The following is a 21,225-nucleotide window of genomic DNA, read 5'->3' as shown; positions in this document are numbered from 1 at the left end:
TCTTTTCCTTGCTGAAACGATGAGGCCGGAGCCCGTAGGGGTTCCGGTCTCATCTGTTATCAAAAAGAAACGATTTGCTGGAGCGGATTAAAGCTCCAAATTGTTCTCGTCAGCACCAAAAATGTGGCATACGTTGCCGCCGAAAGTGAAATTGATCTTGGCGCCGTAGGAGAATGTCTCCTTATGGCTGCCGGAGATGTCCATGGTGGGGACAATGATAATTACATCCCGGCCCTGGGTGTTGGCGTGGAGATGGACCTCGCTGCCCATCATCTCTGACACATCTACCGTGGCTTCGATGGCGTTGGTGCCGTCGTTGAGGATGATGTGGTTGGGGCGGACGCCTAAGGTGACATCCTGGGCGGAAACTTTCTTCGCCGCTAGGGCTTGCTGCTTCTCTTCAGAAAGCTCCACCTTGACCGCCCCGGTGGTGACAAAATAGCGCCCACCTTCCAGAAGCAGTTTGGCATCAAAGAAATTCATCTGGGGCGTGCCAATAAAGCCGGCAACGAACAGATTGGCCGGGTGGTCAAAGACCTCCTGAGGCGTGCCGATCTGCTGGATAAAGCCGTCCTTCATGATGACAATACGGTCGCCCAGGGTCATAGCCTCGGTCTGATCGTGGGTAACGTACATAAATGTGGTATCGATTTTCTGGCGCAGTTTGATGATCTCGGAGCGCATCTGATTGCGGAGCTTGGCATCCAGATTGGACAGGGGCTCGTCCATCAAGAGCACCTTGGGTTCCCGCACGATGGCGCGGCCGATGGCAACGCGCTGACGCTGGCCGCCGGACAGGGCCTTGGGCTTCCGGTTCAGGTACTGGGTGATGTCCAGAGTGGCTGCGGCCTCTTTCACCTTGCGGTCGATCTCGTCTTTGGGCATTTTCCGAAGCTTCAGGGGGAAGGCCATATTTTCATATACAGTCATATGGGGGTACAGGGCATAGCTCTGGAAGACCATTGCGATATCACGGTCTTTGGGCTCTACGTCGTTCATCAGTTTGCCGTCAATGTACAGCTCGCCTTCTGAGATCTCCTCCAGACCGGCGACCATCCGAAGCGTGGTGGATTTTCCGCAGCCGGAGGGACCGACCAGTACGATAAACTCCTTGTCAGCGATATCCAGATTGAATTGCTGGACAGCTACCACGCCCTGGGAGGTCACCTCAAGATTGGCTTTTTCGCCTGTGGGAGCCTCGCCTTTTTTGGAAGCCTTCTTTTTCTTGCCGTTGCTGGCATGGGGATAGATCTTTTTGATGTTTCTAAGGGAGAGAGTCGCCATAGTGATCGGCTTTGGTGTCACGGCCTCTGCCTGTGACCCCTTGCCCGCGGAGAGCGGAACTCCGCGGACGTTGCAGCAGGTCTCCACACTGCTGTACCGCAAGCCGCGCGGATATTTGGTCCTCCTTACTTTATTAGCCTGACAGACTATAAGAATGGAGTAGGCTGCCGGCCTGATCTAAATCGATCGCTCGATTTTGGCTATTATACATGATGATTTTGGGAAACACAAGTAAAATGAAGGTAAAAAGTGCCGAATAAAAAGGTAAAGAGGAATACCATCAACCTGAAAAATATATTAGTAATTAATAAAAAGAGAAATGAAATGTAAAAAATAAGAAAAATAAAAGAAAAATGTTAGTAAAAATAAATAATTATAAAAGAAAATAAAATATTGTTCGAAAAATAAAAAAACAACGTGAGTAAAAGAAGGTTGAGAAAAAATAGATAAATTAGATTTGAAAAAATTTATTTTCAGTCTATTATTGACAAAAATAAGAGCTAGAAGTATACTTGCTTTACGTTCGAGGAAATAAAATATTAGTAATAAAAAGAGGGGGAGAAGGGACGGGACTGGTTGGAAAACAGTGGGAAGGAATACGGCACAGCCGGCAAAATGTAATGAGCAGGAGGATATGATCATGAGCGATTTCCCATCGAAAGAAAAAGCCCTTGGAATGTACAAAAAGATGTACGAGATCAGAAAGTATGAGGAGAGTATCTACTATCTGTTTTTAGAGGGCATCATGCCCGGCACCATCCACCAGAGCACTGGCGAGGAGGCCAGCGCCGTCGGTATGCTCTACGATTTGAGCCATGAGGACTGGATGGCCTCCACCCATCGGCCCGCCGGCCATGATATCGCCAAGGGTATCAGCGTCAAGGCCATGATGTGTGAGATGTTCGGCAAGGCCGAGGGCTGCTGCGGCGGCAAGGGCGGCGCTATGCACACCGGCGACATCTCTGTGGGCGCTATGGTGGCCAACGCCATCGTTGGCGGAAACCTGCCCATCGCGGCGGGTGTCGCTCTGGCCTTTAAGATGCAGAAGAAGAACAATGTGGTGGTCTGCTTCTTTGGCGACGGGGCCAGCAATGAGGGCTCCTACCATGAAACGATGAATGTGGCCGGCCTGTGGAAGCTGCCGGTGATCTTTGTGTGCGAGAACAACCTGTACTCTGCCACCACCTCAATCAGCCTGACCTGCCTGCAGGAGAACGTGGCCGCCGACCGGGCCGCCATCTACGGCATTCCCAGCGAGGTGGTAGATGGCAACGACGTGCTGGCTGTCAACGAGGCTGCTACGCGGGCCATTGCTCGGGCTCGGGCTGGGGAGGGTCCTACTATCCTGGAGCTGAAGACCTACCGCCACGGCGGACACTCCCGAAACGACGCCTGCGGCTACCGCCCCAAGGAGGAGGAGGCCGAGTGGTTTGCCAAGGACCCTGTGGTTCTGTTCCGGAAGAAGATCCTGGAACACGGCGTGATCACGGAGGAGGAACTGCAAAAAGAAGAGGCGGCTATCGAGCAGGAGATCGAGGACGCGGTGGAATACGCCAAGCAGGCGCCCTTCCCGGCCAACGAGGACGCTCTGATCAACGTGTTTAAGGAGGATGATGAGTGATGGCTGTGATGTCTATCGCTGACGCGCTCAAGAGCGCCATTGCGGAAGAAATGAGAAGAGATCCCACCGTATTCTGCATCGGTGAGGACGAGGATATCCCCGGAGGTATGGGCGGCGCCTTTACCGTTACGAAGGGGCTGGCTGACGAGTTCGGCGCTAATGTGAGATCCGCTGACGATAAGGGCTTCGGCGGCACGCCGGTGCCCATTGGCGAGGCTCGGGTCATCAACACGCCCATCGCGGAGATCATGATTTCCGGCGTGTGTGTCGGCGCGGCTATGGCGGGGATGCGCCCGGTGGCCGACCTGCAGTATGGCGATTTCCTGTTCTGCATGATGGATCAGCTGGTCAATCAGGCGGCCAAGATGCGCTATATGTCCAACGGTCAGGTGTCTGTGCCGATGGTCATGCGGGCCCCCTGCGGCGCCACCAACCGCGGTGCCCAGCACGCCCAAAGCCTGGAGAGCTATTTTACTCATGTGCCCGGACTGAAGGTCATCTGCCCCTCTACCGCCTATGATGCCAAGGGCATGATGAAGCAGGCCATCCGGGACAACAACCCGGTGCTGGTATTCGAGCACAAGCTGCTGTACGGAGGCTCCCGAAAGGAGGCCGGCCAGCTCAGCTCCGCCGGCGAGGTGCCCGAGGGAGATTACACCGTTCCCTTTGGAAAGGCGGCCATCCGCCGGGAGGGCAAGGATGTAACCATCGTGGCCAACCTGCTGATGTGGTATCGGACGATGGAGGCTGCGGAAGAGCTGGAGAAGGAGGGCATCAGCTGTGAGATTATCGACCCCCGCAGCCTGGTCCCCTTCGACTATGATACGGTGCTGGCCTCGCTGGAGAAGACCGGAAAGCTGATGATCGTCCACGAGGACCACTACAACTGCGGCTGGGGCGCTCAACTGGGCTCCTATGTAGCTGAGAACGCCATCACCCTGCTGGATGCGCCTATTGTCCGCCTGGGCGCCACAGATACGCCTACCCCCTTCTCTCCGCCGCTGGAGCAGTTTGTGATCCCCTCTACCCAGCGCATCATTGAGGGCGCGCGCAAACTGGCCAGGCTGTGATCGGGAGGGACCGAACTATGGTACAGCAGATCAAAATGCCCTCTGCCGGACAGACCACCGATGAAGCCCGGATTACCAGCGTCAAGGTAAAGGCGGGAGATCCGGTGAAGCGGGGCGATATTCTGGTAGAGGCGGAAACTGATAAGGCGATCCTGCCGGTAGAGAGCTATGCTGCCGGCGTCGTGCTGGATGTTCTGGTCGCGGAGGGCGACGATGTCCACGCCGGAGATGTATTGGTAGCCGTGGGCTCTGAGGAGGATCGGAAGAGCTATGTCCGGAGCGGGGAATCCGCCCCTGCCGCTCCTGTGGTTCAGGCGGCCCGGCCCGAACCGGAGAAGCCGGCGTCGGCGGCCGGCGGCCAGCCCATCAAAATGCCCTCCGCCGGCCAGACCACCGACGCGGCCCGGATCACCAGCGTACTGGTCAAGGTGGGCGACAAGGTCAAACGGGGCGATACTCTGGTGGAGGCGGAAACAGACAAGGCGGTGCTGCCGGTAGAGAGTTACCTGGCCGGCACCGTACTGGAGATCCTGGTCAAGGAGGGGGACGATGTTACCTCCGGGGATGTGCTGATGATGATCGGGAGCGGAGCCGCTGCCCCCCGTCCTGCTGCCGCTCCTGCGGTTCAGGCACCAGCCGCCCCTGCCGCTCCTGCCGCCGGCGTTCTGGATGAGGAGGAATATATCCCCATCATCAAGGGCGCTGCTCCCGCCCCTCGTCCCGCTGCTCCCGCTGTAGCCAAGGCCCTGTGGCCCGCTATGCCCAACGCCAAAATGCTGGCCCGGGAGCTGGGTGTGGAGCTGGCCGGTCTGACTCCGGCCAATGGGGTGATGCTTACCCGTAAGGATGTGCGTGCAGCCCAGGCGGCGGCTCTGGCGGCGGAGCGGGCCCTGCCCGCTCCGGCTGCTGCGCCCGCCGAGGCGGAATATGAGGTCCTGCCCATGACCAAGACCCGGGAGGTCATCGGCCGCCGGATGCTGGAGTCCGTCCAGAACATCCCGGCTTGGCAGTGTACGGTAAATATCAATATGGAGGCCTGCATGGCCCTCAAGCAGAGCTATCAGGAGAAGCGGGGCGTCAAGCTATCCTACAACGACATTATGGCCAAAGCCATCGCCGTGGCCTCCCGAAAGTTCCCTCTGGTCAACGCCCGCTGCGAGGGCGGCGAGGTCCGGGTCTACCGCCATACCAATGTGGGTCTGGCCGTGGGTCTGGAGGGCGCTCTGCTGGTCCCTGTAGTAAAGGGAATTGACACAATGGGGCTGGAGGAGATTGCGGACAAGTACCGCCAGGTGGTGAAAAAGGCCCGGGACAGCAAACTGGCCCCCTCGGACATGGGATGTGGCAGCATTACCATCTCCAATCTGGGTATGTTTGACGTGGATCAGTTTATTGCCATCGTTAATCCGCCGGAGAGCTGTATCCTGGCGGTGGGACGGATCGCTGTGCAGCCCGTTTGGGACGGACAGCAGTTCCAGCCCGTCCATATGATGAGCGTGACCGGGTCCTTCGATCACCGGATCATTGACGGAGCTTATGGAGCCCAGTTCCTGCGTGAGCTGAAGCTGCTGATGGAGAATCCTGCCCTGATGCTGGGCTGAGGAGGAATTCGCTGTGGAAACGTTTGATATTTTGGTGCTGGGCGGCGGCCCGGGGGGATACTCTTTAGCCATCGCCGCGGCTAAAAAGGGGCAGAAGGTAGCCCTGTTTGAAAAGGAGCATCTGGGTGGGACCTGCCTGAACGTGGGCTGCATCCCTACTAAATACCTGGTGGACAAGGCCAACGCCATGGAAAAGGTCCGCTCGCTGGTAGACAGGGAGATTTTCCGGGATGCCGGTTCTTTCAGCTTCCGCAAGATTCAGAAGGGCAAAGGGGAAGTGACGGCCAAGCTGGTGGGCGGCGTACAGTTTCTGCTGAAAAAGTGCGGCGTCACCGTGATAAACGGCGAGGCCAGTCTGGAGAAAAACCGGGTGGTCCGCTGCGGCGGACAGGAGTACAAGGGGAAAAATGTGGTGATCGCCACCGGCTCGGTCCCCATGACGGTGCCCATCCCCGGCCATGAGCTGACGATTGACAGCACCGGAGCGCTGAATCTGGAGCGGCTGCCCCGCCGTATGGTGGTGATGGGCGGCGGTGTCATCGGGTTGGAACTGGCCAGCGCCTTTGCCTGCTACGGCACTGAGATCACGATTATTGAGATGCTGCCCAGTCTGCTGCCCCGGGATCAGAAGGAAGCTGCCAATATGGTGGTATCTGCGCTGAAAAAGCAGGGGATCCGTATTCTCACCGGGGCTAAGATGCTGCGGGTAGAGAAAGGAAACGGCGCCCTGCGGGCGGTCTATGAGCTGGACGGAAAGCAGGACAGCGTAGAAGCGGATCAGGTGCTGATGGCGGTGGGACGACGCCCCAATCTGTCCGGGATCGACGCGGAGGCCCTGGGACTGAAGTTGAGCGAGAAGAAGCACATCCTGGTAGACGGCGCCCAGCGCACAAATTTGAAGGGCGTATACGCCATCGGGGATGTAGCGGGAGGGATCCAGCTGGCCCATGCGGCTTACGCCGAGGGCGAAGCGGCTCTGACCCATATCTTGACAGGCAAGGCGCCCAAAGACCGGGCACCTGTGCCCAGCTGCGTCTATACGAATCCCTGCTTTGCCTCTGTGGGACTGAATACGGACAGTGCCAAAGAGGCCGGCTTTGATCCGGCTCTGGGTACCTTTGACTACTCCGCTAATGGTATGGCACTGGCGGAGGGAGCCTCCGGACGGGTGTTCGTGGTGGCGGATAAGGCCACCAAGCAGACTCTGGGCGTTACCATCGTCGGGGAAAATGCCTCTGAGCTGATTGCCTTTGGGGCCCTGGCGGTAGACAAAAAGCTGACTCTGGAGGAGTGGGAACGGATGGTAGTGGCCCACCCCTCTCTGGCGGAGATGGTGCGGGAGGCCGCTCTGGACGCCTTCGGAGCCGCGGTTCATAAGGCTTAACGGACCCGAAGGGCGGCCTCCTGCCGCCCTTCGGAGGGGCGGGCGCGGCGATGACCCCGCCTGCCCGACAGGAAAGGAGATCGGGTCAATGGACCATATGTTTATGCGAGATAAGGTGGCCGTGGTCACCGGCTCCGGCCGGGGAATTGGCGAGGCGATTGCCCGCCGCCTGGCGGAGTTTGGGGCCAAGGTGGTCATTACTGACATCAATATGGAAACGGCCCAGAGGGTGGTGGACGACATCATCGCCCAGGGGGGGCAGGCCAAGTGTGTGCTGTTCAACGTGGCGGACTTTGACCATATCAAGGAGAAGGTTGAGGAGATCAAGGGGCTGTTCGGCCGGATCGATGTGTGGGTCAACAACGCCGGCATTACCGGCTCCACACCTATAGAGGAGATCAGTCTGGAGAGCTGGGACAAGATGATGAACATTGACCTGAAGGCTATGTTCTTCTGCACCCAGGCGGTATTTGCCATCATGAAGGAGCAGAATTACGGCAAGCTCGTCCATATGTCCTCTCTGGCGGCGCTGCGGGGCGGCCGAAGTTCTGACGCCTCCTATGCGGCGGCCAAGGCCGGCATCCTGAACCTGAGCAAATGCTTTGCGCTTCATGGCGCCGCATACAACATTACCTCCAACGCTGTGTGTCCTGGCAATATCCTGACGCCGATGGGCAAAACGCTCTCCTGGTCCCAGAAGAACCCCAAGACCTATATCCCCCTGGGCCGGTACGGCACTGCCGAGGACATTGCTAACGCGGTGCTGTTCTACGCCAGCGACCTGTCCAGCTATGTGACTGGTGATGCCATGAATATAAACGGCGGCCTTTATATGTAATATTAATAATATTAAAAAACATTTAAGGAGATATTTTACACAATTTTTACAAGAATTAAACAAAAAATCTTGACTAAGTAATAAAATATGTGTAAAATAAAATTGAAAATTCTTAAAAGAAATCGTTAAAATTTTACTAATAGTAACGAGGCGGAATGGAGGGAGAATCTGGAATGGCAAACATTTACTTGGTCCGGCACTGCGAGTCAGAAGGAAACGCCTGCCGGCGGACTCAGGCACAGACGGACGCTCTGGTCACCACGAAGGGCTATCTGCAAAATGAGATGCTTCGCCGCCGTTTTCGGGATATCCCTATCGACGGCATCTATTCTAGCGACGCCTTCCGTTCTATCATGACAGTGGAGCCCATCGCCAAGGAGCGAGGGCTGCCCATCCGAGTGAGGATCCACCTGCGGGAAGTCACCACTGGTGTCTGGGAGGATATGGCCTGGGGCAATATTGCCAAGGAATATCCCAAAGAAAGCAAAGATTGGGATGAGCACCCCTGGGCCAATACTACTCCGGGGGCCAGTACCTTTCAGCAGGTGGCAGACCGTCTGCTGTTCGGCCTGCGGCGCATTGCCCGGGAAGTGGGGGACGGGAATGCCCTGTGCGTATCCCACTCCTGTACCATCAAGGCTGGCCTATGCGCTATGATGGGGCGGCCCATGTCTGATGTGAAAGTGGTAGGCCATGGGGACAACACCTCGGTCAGCCTGATTCATGTAGACCGGGAGGGCAATTTCTCTGTGGAGTACATGAATGACGGCTCCCACCTCCCGCCGGAACTGCGGCGGGCCTGGAGCGGCGTAGCGGGAGCCGACATCAATATGGCTGTGGACCCGGTGGACTTAGACAAGGAGAGTCAGGTCCTGGAGGAACTGGCCAGAGCCCACGCCCGGCAGACAGAGGGAGCGGAAGTGCCCTTTGACGAAGCGGAGTGGCTGGCACGGGCCAGAGAGCTGACGGCCTACAATCCGGATTATTTGGCTGTCTGCCGCCTAAAGGGCCGCCCTGTGGGCTTTGTCTGGATGGAAAACGAGGAGGAGACTCCTGAGGACTGCGGCCATGTCAGGACCATGTTTGTCCTGCCAGAGCTTCAGGGCAAGGGTTATACTGAACAACTGTTCGGATATGCGGCTCATGTGTTTCGGTATCAGGGGAAACGTGTCCTGACCGTCTCTGTTCCTCGGCTGCCCGAGGACCAGCGGGTGGTGGAGCGGTTTACCTTTACCCCTATGCGGGGCTTCCGGGACCGTATGGCCCTTGAACTGTTCTCTCCCCCGTGCCCTTATCCCATCCTGGCCTGAGGCCGGGTGGATGACCGTTTGATGCTTTGAGCGAACAGAGGAAGGGTGAAAATTTTGAGCAAACTCCAAAGGGAACCGGGGAAGGAACGGCGCCTGGGACGGGTCAAACCGCTGCCCTATGTACTGATCTTTCCTGCTATGGCCCTGTTCACGCTGTTTACCTTTTATCCCTTTATCAAGACTATTGTACTGTCCTTCGCGCTGACCAATAAGCAGGGTAACTTTACCCAGTGGGTTGGTCCGGACAACTGGATTCGAGTGCTGACCAAGGACTCCTTCTGGGATGTGGTGGCCGTTACCTTGAAGATGGCCGCTATCAACCTGTTTTTTACCTTTATTGTCGCCATGATTTTTGCCCTGATGGCGACTAAAAAGGTCCGTTTTTCCAAGGTCTACCAGACCATGTACGCCTTGCCCATGGCCATCGCCTCCTCCCCGGCTGCCGCTATCTTCTTGTTTATCTACCGCCAGAAGAACGGCCTGCTGAATAATATTCTGGGTACGGAGATCGCCTGGACAAACGAGATGCCCCATGCCATCTGGGCGGTCTGCGCTATGACAATCTGGATGCATATTGGCGTGAGTTTCATCTTCCTGTTGGTAGGCTTTCGGAATGTGCCTGAGGACCTGCTGGAGAGTGCCCTGCTGGACGGGGCCGGCCCTTTCCGCCGAATTAAGGATATTATTATTCCAATGGCCTCTCCTCAGATTTTCTTTGTCCTGTTTCTGAACATCGGCAGCTCGTTCAAGAGCTTTGCTCAGATCAGACTGCTGACCCAGGGCGGTCCGGCTAACCAGACGAAGACACTAATCTACTACATATACGAGAACGCCATTATTAACGGTCGATTTGAAACGGCCTGCGTGCAGGCCCTGTTCCTGTTTGGGCTGATCTTCCTGTTCACCAGGATCCAGTTCGCCCTGGAGAAAAAGGTGGTGCATTACCAATGATTACGCCCCATCAGAAGAAAATAGCGGGAGAGATATCCTCCTTTGCTCTCAAGACGATCATCGGTATTTTGTTCATTTCTCCGCTGATTGTCGGCGTATGCTTCTCGCTGCAGACGGATCAGGAGCTGATGACCTATCCCCTGAAGCTGATCACAGCCAACCCCACCCTGGAGAGCTATGCTCAGGTTTTTCGGCAGATCCCCATTCTTCACTATCTGAAAAACTCTGCCGTGGTATGCTTGGTGTGTATCGTGGCCCAAGTCATAATCTCCTGTCTGGCAGCCTACGGCTTCGTGTTCTTCAAATTCCCTGGGAAAAACCTGCTGTTTACCCTGATTTTGATGACGACGATGATCCCTGGCGAGGTGGTGGTCATCACCAACTATGTTACCATTCAGAACATGGACCTGATTGACACCTATATCGGTTTGGTCCTGCCCTCCCTCATTTCGGGCACCGCTATTTTCCTAATGCGGCAGTATTTTATGACCCTGCCCAAAGATTATAAGGAGGCCGCTATTCTGGATGGCTGCGGTGACATGGGATTTCTCTTCCGTGTGGCTATGCCCCTGTCCATCCCTACCATTTCCTCGTTGGCGATCTATCTGTTCGTCCAGATCTACAACCAGTATTTCTGGCCTATGCTGGTCACCAGCCGGGACGAGATGCGGACCATCCAGATTGGAATCTCCTATCTAGTCACAGCCGATGTGGTGAACTACGGACATATTCTGGCCGGCGCCGTGGTAGCTATCATTCCCTCGGTCCTAATCTATATTTTGGGTCAGGATTACATTATCAAGGGCATGACAGCCGGCGGCCTGAAGGGCTGAGGCCTATCCTGATGTTGTAAAAAGCAAAGAGGCTTTTTATAAAAAATTGGAAAAGGAGCATTAGTATGAAAAAGGTCTTATCCATTGTTCTTGCGCTTGCCATGACTATGAGCTTGGCGGCCTGCGGCGGCAAAGACAAGCCCGACGACAGCAAGGGCAGCGCGTCTTCCGGCGCGGGCACCAGCGCCAGCACCCCCTCCACCTCCGGCGAGCCTGTCGAGGTTCTGTGGTGGACCGCCTTTGGCCAGGCCAACGTGGACCACCTGCAGAAGGTGATTGACGCCTTCAATGAGAGCCAGGACGCCTATCATGTGACCATCGAGTATCAGGGCAATCAGACCGAGCTGAACGCCAAGCTGGGCTCTACCGCCCAGGCCGATCTGCCCTCCATGTTCTCTGGTCCTGTGGAGAACGTAGCTATGTACGCCACGGCTGAATACTGTGTCCCGCTCCAGGGCTTTATCGACGCCGATACCAACGGCTGGCCTGAGCTGGAGAGCACCTGGGAAGCCATCCGCACCGCTTACTGCGACAACGAGGGCAACCAGGTCGGTTACCCCGTGGGCTACAGCTATCCCGGCATTTACTATAACGCCGATATGCTGGCTGAGGCCGGCATCGATCCCAAGGAGATCAAGAGCTTCAACGATCTCTATGACGCCTGCGTCAAACTGGTCGAGGGCGGTTATACCACCTACGGCGTCGGCTTCCATCCCGATGGCTTCTACTTCAACGCCGCTCTGGGCCGTGAGGGCCTGCAGGCATATAACAACAACAACGGCCTGGGCAGCGAGCGGATCACCGAGTGTCTGTACACCAAGGATGCCAAAGTACACGACGCCATCTACAATATGCTGGACGTGTATCAGAAGCTCCACGCGGAAAAGCTGTGTGTGGCCTACGGTTCTGACTACCAGGCTGAGGTTATTCCCCAGATGGCTTCCGGCGACTGCGCCATGTTCATGGGCGTGGTTTCTATGACCACCAAGATTCTGGACGCTGCCAACGGCGCTTTTGAAGTGGGAATCATCCCCATGATCTCTGCCACTGAGGCCGGCATGAATTCCGGCGAGCCCGCCGGCGGCACCGGCCTGTGGATCTGCAACACCGGCGACACCGCTGAACAGCAGGGCGCCTATGAATTTATCAAGTTCGCCAGCACCGGCGAGCAGGCCGCTTCCTTTGCTGTCGCCACCGGCTATCTGGCTCCCAACCAGGAGTCCTATACCAGCGATACTTATAACGACTATGTGGCCAACACCTTCCCCGCCGTTACCGGCGTGTACGAGTCCCTGGCCGCCTCTGACGACTCCGCTACCAACCCCTATATCCCCATCTCCAACGAGATGAAGGTGGCTAACAAGCTGGCCATCGAAACCGTGTCCAGCGATCCTAAGGCTAACATCGACGACGTCATCAAGACTGCTGAGGAGACCATCCAGGAAGCGATTGACCTATACAATATGTCCAATCCCTGAGCGGACGGTGTTCCAGGTATAGCATAACTTCCCATGTGGGGGCAGGGCCAGGCCCTGCCCCCCTTTTCCAATGATAAAGGGGGAACTTGGTCATGAAACATAAACTTTTCTGGACTTCCCTTCTGGCGCTAGCGATGCTGACCGCGTGTGCGGGAGAGCCAGGGGATATCAGCGGCGGTCAGAGCGGCACATCTGTGTCCGCGTCAGGACCAGGGGACTCCGCTTCTGGCTCCTCGGCTTTGAAAGAGGGAGAAATTTCCCAGCCGGAGGATTACTTTGATCTGGTTTTTGACACCAGCCAAGACCAAGGGAAATTGACCGCCCGCTACCTTTATCTACAGACGATCTACGGAACGGGTAAGGAGGCGGTCACCACCGGCGACAGCGCGGTCTATACTTCGCCGGATGGGATGGTGATGCTGGTGGACTGTGGAAATGTACCTGGAGGGCAGGAGGTGACAAACCAATTGCTGGCTATGGGTGTAGATAAGATCGACGTTCTGGTCCTCTCTCATCCGCATGCGGACCATGTGGGAGGGTTTGTCACAGTAGCAGACAATTTTGAAATCGGGCAGGTCTATGTCAATGGGCATGAATATGACAGCGGGACCTACCGAGCCATGATGGAAAAGATAGAAGAACTGTCCCTGCCCTGTGAAGTTTTAGAGGCGGGGGACGCCTTCTCTTTGGGGGAGGAAGTCCAAGTCCAGGTGTTTGGTCCGACTCCGGGGGATACGGAGGAGGTGGCCGGCGGCTATCTGGACGCCAATGACGGTTCGATTGCCATGCGTCTGACCTATGGTCAGTCTAGCTTTTGGACTAGCGGCGACCTGTACATTACTGGGGAACAGGCGCTGACAGAGAGGTATGGGCAGGATATTGCTAGCGATGTGGTAAAAATGAACCACCACGGCAAGGATACCTCCAACGGCAAGGACTTCGTTCAGGCCATGTCTCCCAAGATCGCGGTGGGGATGTTCGACAGCGTGGCCAGCCGGACAGTGGCAATGCGGTATATAGCCGGTGGGGCCGAGGTATTCTACAACAGCACAGACGGAGCAATCCGGGTATCCACTGCCGGCGACGGCGTGTATGATGTCCAGATCCAGAAAATAAGAGATGTGGCGGTCCTGCCGGATGCCCCTTCGGAGGGACACATCGTGATCTCTTGACCGTCCATACATTGGGAGGCATACATGGGACAGACAACGGAACTGCTTAAACGGCTTTTTCTGGAGGAGTGGAAGGCTCTGCTGCTGGCCAATCTCCTATTCACGGCCTTTTCTCTGCCGCTGCTCACAGTAGGACCGGCGCTGCTGGCCATGAATGGGGTGCTGACCAGACGGGCTGATGACCGGGGAAATTCGAGCTGCTGGGTAGACTTTTGGTATGTATTTAAAGCCAAATTCTGGCGGGGCATCCAGCTGGAAGCGGTGGTAGGACTGTACCTGCTGATTATCCTTTGGAGCGCCAGCGTAGCTGGACAGTTGGATGGAGCGGGACGGACAATGCTTTGGCTCTTTATATCCCTGTCGCTGTTTTTGGCGGCAATGACGGGCGTATATCTGGTCCCTCTGCTGGCGGACAGTAGCATACCGTTCTTTTCAGCGCTGTGGGACGCTGCGCTGCTGTCCTTCGCCCGGCTCCCCCGTACGCTGTTGGCTATGGGGGCGGTGTACGGGTCGCTTTGTGTGTTCCTGCTGCTTTATCCCATTTCTGTATTGCCGTGGGCCATGCTGCTTTTGGCCGCTGCTGCCGCCCTCTCCGTAGCGCTGGTGTGGCCGGCTATCAATGAACTGATTTTTCCCCAGGAATAAAATTGTGAAAGGAGCGGGAAAGGAGGATCTCTATGGAACGAGGCTATATTTTGTCGATTGACCAGAGCACCCAGGGGACCAAAGCGATCCTGCTGGATGGCCAGGGCCAGTTCGTCCTGCGCCGGGACCTGCCCCACCGGCAGTTAATCAGCGCCCAGGGATGGGTGGGGCACGATGCCCAGGAGATCGCGGAAAATATTATTCGGGTTGCTCAGGCGGCGGTACGGGACAGCGGGATTGATTCCCGGCGGCTGGCCGGCGTGGCGGTCACCAATCAGCGGGAGAGCGTGGCCCTGTGGGAGCGGGATACAGGCAGGCCGGTGTGTGAGTCTATCGTCTGGCAGTGTAACCGAGCGGCGGAGCTGTGCCGCCATATCCAGGAACGAGGCGATTATCCGGAAATTCAGCGGCGTACCGGGCTGGTCCCCTCCCCCTTTTTCTCTGCCGGGAAGGTGGCTTGGGCGCTGGAACATGTGCCTGGGGCCAGAGAGAAGGCTGAACGGGGACAGCTCTGCATCGGCACCATGGATACTTGGACGATCTGGCAGCTCACCGGAGGAAAAGTCCACAAAACGGATTGCAGCAACGCCTCCCGCACCCAGCTGTTTAATATCCATACCATGGAGTGGGATCCGGAGCTGTGCCGGATATTTGATATCCCCATGTCAGTGCTGCCCCAGGTGTGCGGCTCTGATGGGGAATATGGACAGACAGATTTGGGAGGACTGCTGGACCATCCGGTGCCGATCCGAAGTGCTATCGGGGACTCCCATGCCTCCCTTTTTGGACACGGATGCGTGGAGCGGGGGGACTGCATGGCGGGTCACGGAACAGGCACCTGCGTACTGATGAATATTGGAGAAGAACCGCTGGAGTCCCAGAATGGACTCAATACCACGGTGGCCTGGCGGATGAATGGAAAGACTGTATACGCTCTGGAGGGTGTGGTGAACTATGCTGGAGCGGTCACCACCTGGCTGAAGGACGGTCTGGAGCTGGTGTCCTGCCCAGAGGAAACCGAGGCGCTGGCCTGTCGGGCTGACCCAGGTGACCATACCTATCTGGTACCTGCCTTCACGGGGATCGGAGCGCCCTACTGGGACGATGGCGCCTCTGCCTGCTTTGTGGGGATGAGCCGGCTGACCGGGCGGGCGGAGCTGGTCAGAGCTGGGATAGAGAGCATTGGATACCAAGTGGCCGATATCGTGAGAGCCATGGAGCGGGATATGGGCGCGCCTGCCAGTCAGGTGCGGATGGCTGGGGGGCCTACGAAAAATCGCTATCTGACGCAATTTCAGAGTGACATTATGGACCGCCCTGTTGTCCTTGGAAAGTATGAGGAGCTGGTAGCCGTGGGCGCGGGACAAATGGCTGGACTGGCTATGGGACTGTATGACCTGCCGGAGCTGGAACGGCTTCGGCGGACACAGCTGTTCCGGCCGCGGATGGAACAGAAGGAGCGCCTGGAACGGCTGGATGGCTGGGCCCGGGCGGTGCAAAAGGCGTTGAGCCGATAGGACTCTGGCCTGCCGGCGGGCGGGAGCGGAGTACGCAAATAAGGAGATGCTGCAATGAAAAAACGTATTTTAGTCTACTCCGTAGACGCTATGGTATGTGAGGACGTAGACGCCCTGCGGAGGCTGCCTAATTTTCAGAAATTTTTGGCGGGAGGCTGTGAGGTCACGGGAGGTATGCGTACCATATATCCCTCTGTGACTTATCCGGCCCATGTGTCCATGATGACCGGATGCTATGTGGGAAAGCACGGTGTCACCAGCAACTTTTCCTTTACCACCACCAACAAGGATGACAACTGGCTGTGGTTCAGCGACGCCATCCAGGTGGAGGACATCTTCCAGGCGGCAAAAAAAGCCGGGTATACCACAGGCGCCATCTCCTGGCCTGTTACCGCTGGGAACAAGAATGTGGATTGGCTGATGGCTGAATACTGGATGCCCCATCCTGGAGACACATTGCGCAGCAGCTTCGCCGACGCGGGTTCCAGCCCTGCTATGCTGGACATCATAGAGGCGAATAAGAGGTACCTGCCCGCTGGCTATGAAAAAGGCGGCAAAAAGAATTTCATGCAGTGGCCCACGGTGGACGACTTCATCATCCATGTGGCCAGCGATGTGATTCGTCAACATGCCCCTGAGGTGATATTTGTTCACACGGGCACCTTTGATACTTATCGCCATGCCCACGGGGTGTTTAGCTCCTATTTGGACGAGGCTCGGGCCAATCTGGACCGGTATATCGGGGAGCTGATGGAGGCGTGCCGGATTGCCGGTGTAGCCGAGGAAACCAACTTGGTTCTGGTCAGTGACCATGGACAGAGGGATATCTGCCGGGCTATCAATTTGAATGTGCTGCTGGCTGATCGTGGCTTTATCGATGTGGACAAACAGGGCAACGTAGTGGACTGGCGCGCCTACTGCTTCTCCAATGCCATGTCCTCCAATGTCTATCTCCGGGATCCGGAGGACCAGGCGTTGAAACAGGCCGTCTATCAGTGCCTGGAGGAGCTGCGGCAGGAGGGAGTTTATGGGATCGGCAGACTGTTCACAGCCGAGGAAGCACGAGATGAGGAGCATCTTTACGGCGGCTTCAGCTTCGTGATCGAGAGCGACGGCTATACCTCCTTTGGAGACAAGGCGGTGCGTCCGCTGGTGCAGAACTTCGACGTGAACGATTACCGCTTCGGCCGGGCTACCCACGGATACCTCCCGGACCTGGGAGCGCAGCCCGTTTTTGTGGCAAAGGGACCTGATTTTCGGGAGAGGACTACGCTGGAGCGGGGGCTGGTGGTAGATGAGGCGCCCACCTACGCCAAGCTTCTGGGGGTGGAACTGCCTCAGGCGGATGGTAAGGCTATGGACTGCTTCCTGCGTTAGATGACCGTATTGACCATAAAAAGAACAAAACCGAAAGGTATCGCACATAAAAACTATACAGAGGCTGGAATTTGTGATAAAATATTACCATCGGCCAGCGGAGGGGGTTCCCTGCTCCTCTGCTGGGCGGTGGTATTCTGAAAAGCTGAGCAAGGTGTTGAACAATGAAAAGGGTTACCGTTACCATGCACGACGTGGCGCGTTTAGCTGGAGTTTCCCAGACCACGGTTTCTCTGATTCTGAACCAGAGCGGCAGTGCCTCCTTTTCCCAGGAAACTGTCAACCGGGTCTATGCCGCTGCTGCCCAGTTGAACTATAAGGCGAAACGTCCCATTACGCAGGGGCCTCGGCCCAAGACCGTTATGGTGCTGATGGCAAACGTGACCAACCCGTATTACACAGCCATGCTCAGCAGCATCGAGGACGTGTGTTACGCCCAGGGGTATAAGGTGGTCTCCTGTTGCACTTACCACGATACGGAGTCGGAAAAGCTGTATATGGAGATGGCGGTCAGCAATAACTATCCCGGAGTTATCCTGCTGTCGCCGCCGGATAATCCGGCTGCCTTTGCTGAGGTGTCAGCTAAGATACCGGTAGTTACCATTTGTGACCGCATCTCTAATCTGGAAACAGATATCATAGAGCTGAATAACTGTCTGGCGGGCCGGTTGGCTGCTGAACACCTCCATGCGCTGGGCCATCAGCGCATCGCTGTACTTACCAGCCCTCTGAAACGGAACACTGCTCGGACGGAGCGGCTGAACGGGCTGAAAGCCTATTTCGCACAGCATCTGCCCGACAATGACCTGGTCTTATGTATTGAAAACAATTCGGAGGCGGACAACCTGGCCGAACGGCTCAATGATTACCACGCGGGTTACTTGCTGGCCCAGAACGAGAAGCTGTACGACCAGGGAGTCACCGCCATTGTCTGTATCAATGATATGCTAGCATACGGAGTGATTGACTCCCTTCGAGAGAGGGGCATTTCTGTGCCAGAAGATGTATCGGTGCTGGGGTTTGATAATTTATTTTATTCCCGGCTGACCGGTGTATCGTTGACCACAGTGGATCAGCACACTGAGATGTTGGCCCGGAGCGCGGTGGAAGTGCTGCTGCAAAAGCTCAAAATGCCTCCGGGGGGAGCTGGGGCGGCCGGCACAGTGCCGCGGTACAAGGTGGAGTGCCATCCTCAGCTGGTGGCCCGTGGGACCACGGCTCCTCCTCCTGCCCAGAGCCGGCTGGTGTTAAAGTGACAGGAAGCGGACACAAAATATGCGCCCCGGCAAAGCCGGCCTGAGAGGCCGGATGCCGGGGCGCGCAATATTTGTGAGGGAGTACAGCTGCTACAGGGACTCTGTGATTTGAACCACTCGGCGGATGTCGGAGTGGATGACAGGCGTGGTTGCCCTCCCGTCGGGGGCGTATTCCAGCACTAGGTGGGCCTGAGGTGTATATTGGGCGATGGCGCGGAGAATGTCGTCCATCTCCTGATGGGAACAGAAGCCCTCTGGGTCGTAAATAGGGTAGTGGCTGTCGTGGAAGCCGTCGTTGTTGTTGAGGTGGTATCCTTTGATGCGGGTCCCCATTCGGCGGATAAGGGCGGGAATATCCCAGCGGTTGAGCATGGCGTGACCGGTATCGATCAGACAGCCGACCTCCTGGGGGAGACGGTCAAAAAGAGCTACGAACTGCTCCTGGTCAAAAAGGACGCTGTTCTTTTTGGGATAGCCCACATTTTCCACTGTTACGTGGATGCCCTCGTCTATCATGCGGCGGGTCCAGTCCAGCAAGACCTCCAGAGAGCGGGCTCGCCAGCGGTCCCCCTCCTGGGCGGGAAAGCTACCCTCGTGGGTATGCATAACCATGGAGGTAGCGTGGAATTGATGATAGAGGCGACAAGCCTTGTTGTACTCCTTTTCCATGAATTGCTCCTCTGGGCTGCCGGGGATGGTGCACTCCTCCACAAAAGGGGCGTGGAGGGTAATAGGCAGATGGGAGAAGACTGGGATCTGACGGACCAGATTTTCGTCAAAATTGGGTGTGGTCCAGCTGGTGGCAAATTCTACACCTACAGGGAAGTCTGGGAAGGTACGGATGCACTCCGCCAGCCAGGGGTAGTCTTGAAAGGCCACGCAGTAAGTAGATAAGTAAATGTCTCGCATAGTTGACCTCCGATTCTATTAAAATATTAGTTTGATATTACTTAAAATTGCTCTAAAATTGGCAAAAAACAGGAAAATATATTTTGAATATCAATATTTTAGACGGAATATACAGAGATGTCAAGGGAAGATGGAAAAATATATTATTAAAACTTGGAGGCAAAATTCGATGTATGGTATAGGTAAAGATCTAGGGAGAAACGGGGACGGCATTCGGAGGAAACTGATATGCCTGGGAGACAGCCTGACATTTGGAGCGGGAGTAACTCGCCGGGACTGCTGGACCTCTCTTGTTCAGAGAGAGTGTGGGTGGACGGTGGTCAACCGGGGGATCAGTGGTGATACGACCGGCGGAATGCTGGTTCGTCTGCAACGGGATGTCCTGGGTCCGGCGCTGGAGGAACGCCGATGCGGCGGAGACTGCCGGGTCTTGGTGATGGGGGGCAGCAACGATATCTTTTTTTCCGGGACAGACAGCCAGGCCAGAGGCAATATGACCGCGATCTGTCACCAACTGGAGGCGGAGGGAATTTTTCCGGTAATTGGCATTCCGCTTCCGGTAGACTGGTCCAAAGCTCCAGAGAAATGGACGGGGGTGGTGGACTTCTATCAGAGTGCCCCACGCATTTTGGCCTACAATGAGTGGCTCAGACGTTTTGCAGCCAGTGCCGGGCTGGTCCTGGTAGACTTTGCGTCGGATTTCCTGAGCGTTTCCGGGCAGGTGCGCCATGAGTTGTTTTTGGATGGAATCCACCCAAATCTTGAGGGGCATCGGGAAATGGCCCGGCGATTGGCAAAAGAATTGGATAAAATATATTAATAATATTTTCTGGAGCAAAAATTTTAAAAGTTGAATAATTGATAAAAAATATAGGCAAAAAACGGAGTGCTATTGACAAAATAGAAAGTATACTCTATACTATCTAATATAAAAATGAAATATTATTAGTAATATTTTTGTTTTAGAAAGCAGGTCGCCGGCGCTATGGAATTTTATGAAAGCACCAGCACAGATCCCTATTACAATCTGGCGCTGGAGGACTATTTTTTTACCCATATGGATCCCATGAAGGACTATTTTTTGCTGTGGCAGAATGATAAAGCTGTTATAGTAGGAAAATACCAGAATACTCTGGAGGAAGTTGACCAGACATTCGTGGATGAGAGGGGAATCCGGGTAGCCCGCCGCCTGTCGGGCGGAGGCGCGGTGTATCATGATCTGGGGAATCTGAACTACACATTTATCGTGGAGGAAGACCGGGCTGAAGCATTTCGTTTTGAAGTGTTTACAAAGCCTCTGCTGGCTGCCTTGAAGGAACTGGGCGTGGCGGCGGAGACATCCGGTCGGAATGACATCACCATTGATGGGAAAAAGATATCCGGCAGTTCTCAGTATTTCAGGAATGGGCGGCTGCTCCATCATGGCTGTATCCTGCTGGACTGTGACCGGGATACTCTGACCAGGGCGCTCCAGGTGAAGGAGGGCAAGATTCGCTCCAAGAGCATCAAATCCGTGCGCAGCCGTGTCACCTCAATCAACGAGCATCTGGAGCGCCCCATTACTATGGCCCGTTTCAAAGAGGTGCTACGGAAACAAGTCTTTGCGGCGGCACCCCATCCAGTCGTCTTGAGCCAGGGAGATTTGTCGGAAATCCAGATTTTGCGGGACAGCCGCTACGCGACGTGGGAGTGGAACTACGGGGCGTCTCCCCGCTGTGATATCAGGAGGGAGGGGTATTACCCCTTCGGTCAGATATCAGCTGAACTGGCGATGGAGAAAGGCCGGATTCAATGCCTGAAACTGTCCGGTGACTTTTTTGGCAGGGAAGAGCTGTCTTCCCTGGAAGACCTGTTCCGGGGACGGCGGCTCATCCCAGAAGACTTGTCCCCTCTAACCGGGGTGGACCTTGGGGCCTATGTGTCCGGCCTGGATTGGGATACATTGATCCAGCTGCTGTGCGGCTGAAGAGGTTTTTGAG

Annotated in this window: 18 protein-coding genes; 16 read left to right on the top strand and 2 right to left on the bottom strand. The window is 55.9% G+C overall.

The features are described from left to right. Positions 1–87: 87 nt before the first annotated feature. The gene (locus tag H8S11_RS04805; protein WP_186852373.1) at positions 88–1,284 is read right to left on the bottom strand and encodes an ABC transporter ATP-binding protein; all 1,197 of its coding nucleotides are present in this window, start codon (positions 1,282–1,284) and stop codon (positions 88–90) included. A 640-nt stretch (positions 1,285–1,924) separates the two neighbouring features. On the opposite strand from H8S11_RS04805, the gene H8S11_RS04800 reads away from it, so the two are divergent. From H8S11_RS04800 to H8S11_RS04735, 14 genes are all read left to right on the top strand, one after another. Continuing rightward, entirely contained in the window at positions 1,925–2,905 is a 981-nt protein-coding gene (locus H8S11_RS04800) for a thiamine pyrophosphate-dependent dehydrogenase E1 component subunit alpha (protein ID WP_240288741.1), read from the top strand. Then, complete coding sequence (locus H8S11_RS04795; protein WP_186852443.1) at positions 2,905–3,975, top strand: alpha-ketoacid dehydrogenase subunit beta; 1,071 nt, start codon at positions 2,905–2,907, stop codon at positions 3,973–3,975. The genes H8S11_RS04800 and H8S11_RS04795 overlap by 1 nt, the downstream gene beginning before the upstream one ends. A gap of 17 nt (positions 3,976–3,992) precedes the next feature. After that, the gene (locus tag H8S11_RS04790) at positions 3,993–5,576 is read left to right on the top strand and encodes a dihydrolipoyl dehydrogenase family protein (protein WP_186852371.1); all 1,584 of its coding nucleotides are present in this window, start codon (positions 3,993–3,995) and stop codon (positions 5,574–5,576) included. 13 nt (positions 5,577–5,589) lie between these two features. Further along, the gene (lpdA, locus tag H8S11_RS04785) at positions 5,590–6,960 is read left to right on the top strand and encodes a dihydrolipoyl dehydrogenase (protein ID WP_147572863.1); all 1,371 of its coding nucleotides are present in this window, start codon (positions 5,590–5,592) and stop codon (positions 6,958–6,960) included. 88 nt (positions 6,961–7,048) lie between these two features. Then, positions 7,049–7,798: an SDR family NAD(P)-dependent oxidoreductase gene (locus tag H8S11_RS04780; protein ID WP_186852370.1), complete on the top strand. Its 750-nt coding sequence runs from the start codon at positions 7,049–7,051 to the stop codon at positions 7,796–7,798. 173 nt (positions 7,799–7,971) lie between these two features. Beyond that, a complete protein-coding gene (locus H8S11_RS04775; RefSeq protein ID WP_186852369.1) occupies positions 7,972–9,108 on the top strand; it encodes a GNAT family N-acetyltransferase in 1,137 nt (378 codons plus the stop codon). A gap of 54 nt (positions 9,109–9,162) precedes the next feature. Further along, positions 9,163–10,059, top strand: a complete 897-nt coding sequence (locus H8S11_RS04770; RefSeq protein ID WP_147572860.1) for a carbohydrate ABC transporter permease — start codon at positions 9,163–9,165, stop codon at positions 10,057–10,059. Continuing rightward, on the top strand, positions 10,056–10,892 hold the full coding sequence (locus H8S11_RS04765; protein ID WP_186852368.1) for a carbohydrate ABC transporter permease: 837 nt from the start codon (positions 10,056–10,058) through the stop codon (positions 10,890–10,892). The genes H8S11_RS04770 and H8S11_RS04765 overlap by 4 nt, the downstream gene beginning before the upstream one ends. A gap of 65 nt (positions 10,893–10,957) precedes the next feature. Continuing rightward, entirely contained in the window at positions 10,958–12,370 is a 1,413-nt protein-coding gene (locus H8S11_RS04760) for an extracellular solute-binding protein (protein ID WP_147572856.1), read from the top strand. 92 nt (positions 12,371–12,462) lie between these two features. Beyond that, positions 12,463–13,542 carry a ComEC/Rec2 family competence protein gene (locus tag H8S11_RS04755; protein ID WP_186852367.1) on the top strand — a complete coding sequence of 360 codons (1,080 nt, stop codon included), beginning with the start codon at positions 12,463–12,465 and terminating at the stop codon, positions 13,540–13,542. Positions 13,543–13,566: 24 nt separating this feature from the next. Next, positions 13,567–14,187: a DUF624 domain-containing protein gene (locus H8S11_RS04750; protein WP_186852366.1), complete on the top strand. Its 621-nt coding sequence runs from the start codon at positions 13,567–13,569 to the stop codon at positions 14,185–14,187. A gap of 32 nt (positions 14,188–14,219) precedes the next feature. Continuing rightward, positions 14,220–15,704 carry an FGGY family carbohydrate kinase gene (locus H8S11_RS04745; RefSeq protein WP_186852365.1) on the top strand — a complete coding sequence of 495 codons (1,485 nt, stop codon included), beginning with the start codon at positions 14,220–14,222 and terminating at the stop codon, positions 15,702–15,704. A 54-nt stretch (positions 15,705–15,758) separates the two neighbouring features. Next, entirely contained in the window at positions 15,759–17,081 is a 1,323-nt protein-coding gene (locus tag H8S11_RS04740; protein WP_186852364.1) for an alkaline phosphatase family protein, read from the top strand. A 164-nt stretch (positions 17,082–17,245) separates the two neighbouring features. After that, on the top strand, positions 17,246–18,337 hold the full coding sequence (locus H8S11_RS04735) for a LacI family DNA-binding transcriptional regulator (RefSeq protein WP_147572846.1): 1,092 nt from the start codon (positions 17,246–17,248) through the stop codon (positions 18,335–18,337). A gap of 90 nt (positions 18,338–18,427) precedes the next feature. Here H8S11_RS04735 and H8S11_RS04730 read toward each other — a convergent pair whose 3' ends face one another. After that, complete coding sequence (locus H8S11_RS04730) at positions 18,428–19,246, bottom strand: sugar phosphate isomerase/epimerase family protein (RefSeq protein WP_186852363.1); 819 nt, start codon at positions 19,244–19,246, stop codon at positions 18,428–18,430. Positions 19,247–19,415: 169 nt separating this feature from the next. Between H8S11_RS04730 and H8S11_RS04725 the strand changes: the two genes are divergently transcribed. After that, the gene (locus H8S11_RS04725; RefSeq protein WP_186852362.1) at positions 19,416–20,066 is read left to right on the top strand and encodes a GDSL-type esterase/lipase family protein; all 651 of its coding nucleotides are present in this window, start codon (positions 19,416–19,418) and stop codon (positions 20,064–20,066) included. Positions 20,067–20,231: 165 nt separating this feature from the next. Further along, entirely contained in the window at positions 20,232–21,212 is a 981-nt protein-coding gene (gene lplA, locus H8S11_RS04720; protein WP_147572840.1) for a lipoate--protein ligase, read from the top strand. Positions 21,213–21,225 lie beyond the last annotated feature (13 nt).

Origin of the sequence: Flintibacter hominis, from assembly GCF_014287965.1 — a bacterium.
Taxonomy (GTDB): domain Bacteria; phylum Bacillota; class Clostridia; order Oscillospirales; family Oscillospiraceae; genus Lawsonibacter; species Lawsonibacter aceti.
Note: the sequence above shows the minus strand (reverse complement) of the source record. Positions and strands in the feature narration are given on the sequence as shown.

What these genes read in the sequence shown, in the direction of transcription:
- H8S11_RS04805 (WP_186852373.1), bottom strand. Translation starts at nt 1,284, where the DNA reads ATGGCGACTCTCTCCCTTAGAAACATCAAAAAGATCTATCCCCATGCC.
- H8S11_RS04740 (WP_186852364.1), top strand. Translation starts at nt 15,759, where the DNA reads ATGAAAAAACGTATTTTAGTCTACTCCGTAGACGCTATGGTATGTGAG.
- H8S11_RS04760 (WP_147572856.1), top strand. Translation starts at nt 10,958, where the DNA reads ATGAAAAAGGTCTTATCCATTGTTCTTGCGCTTGCCATGACTATGAGC.
- H8S11_RS04790 (WP_186852371.1), top strand. Translation starts at nt 3,993, where the DNA reads ATGGTACAGCAGATCAAAATGCCCTCTGCCGGACAGACCACCGATGAA.
- H8S11_RS04730 (WP_186852363.1), bottom strand. Translation starts at nt 19,246, where the DNA reads ATGCGAGACATTTACTTATCTACTTACTGCGTGGCCTTTCAAGACTAC.
- H8S11_RS04780 (WP_186852370.1), top strand. Translation starts at nt 7,049, where the DNA reads ATGGACCATATGTTTATGCGAGATAAGGTGGCCGTGGTCACCGGCTCC.
- H8S11_RS04745 (WP_186852365.1), top strand. Translation starts at nt 14,220, where the DNA reads ATGGAACGAGGCTATATTTTGTCGATTGACCAGAGCACCCAGGGGACC.
- H8S11_RS04800 (WP_240288741.1), top strand. Translation starts at nt 1,925, where the DNA reads ATGAGCGATTTCCCATCGAAAGAAAAAGCCCTTGGAATGTACAAAAAG.
- H8S11_RS04750 (WP_186852366.1), top strand. Translation starts at nt 13,567, where the DNA reads ATGGGACAGACAACGGAACTGCTTAAACGGCTTTTTCTGGAGGAGTGG.
- H8S11_RS04765 (WP_186852368.1), top strand. Translation starts at nt 10,056, where the DNA reads ATGATTACGCCCCATCAGAAGAAAATAGCGGGAGAGATATCCTCCTTT.
- H8S11_RS04775 (WP_186852369.1), top strand. Translation starts at nt 7,972, where the DNA reads ATGGCAAACATTTACTTGGTCCGGCACTGCGAGTCAGAAGGAAACGCC.
- lplA (WP_147572840.1), top strand. Translation starts at nt 20,232, where the DNA reads ATGGAATTTTATGAAAGCACCAGCACAGATCCCTATTACAATCTGGCG.
- H8S11_RS04755 (WP_186852367.1), top strand. Translation starts at nt 12,463, where the DNA reads ATGAAACATAAACTTTTCTGGACTTCCCTTCTGGCGCTAGCGATGCTG.
- H8S11_RS04795 (WP_186852443.1), top strand. Translation starts at nt 2,905, where the DNA reads ATGGCTGTGATGTCTATCGCTGACGCGCTCAAGAGCGCCATTGCGGAA.
- H8S11_RS04735 (WP_147572846.1), top strand. Translation starts at nt 17,246, where the DNA reads ATGAAAAGGGTTACCGTTACCATGCACGACGTGGCGCGTTTAGCTGGA.
- H8S11_RS04725 (WP_186852362.1), top strand. Translation starts at nt 19,416, where the DNA reads ATGTATGGTATAGGTAAAGATCTAGGGAGAAACGGGGACGGCATTCGG.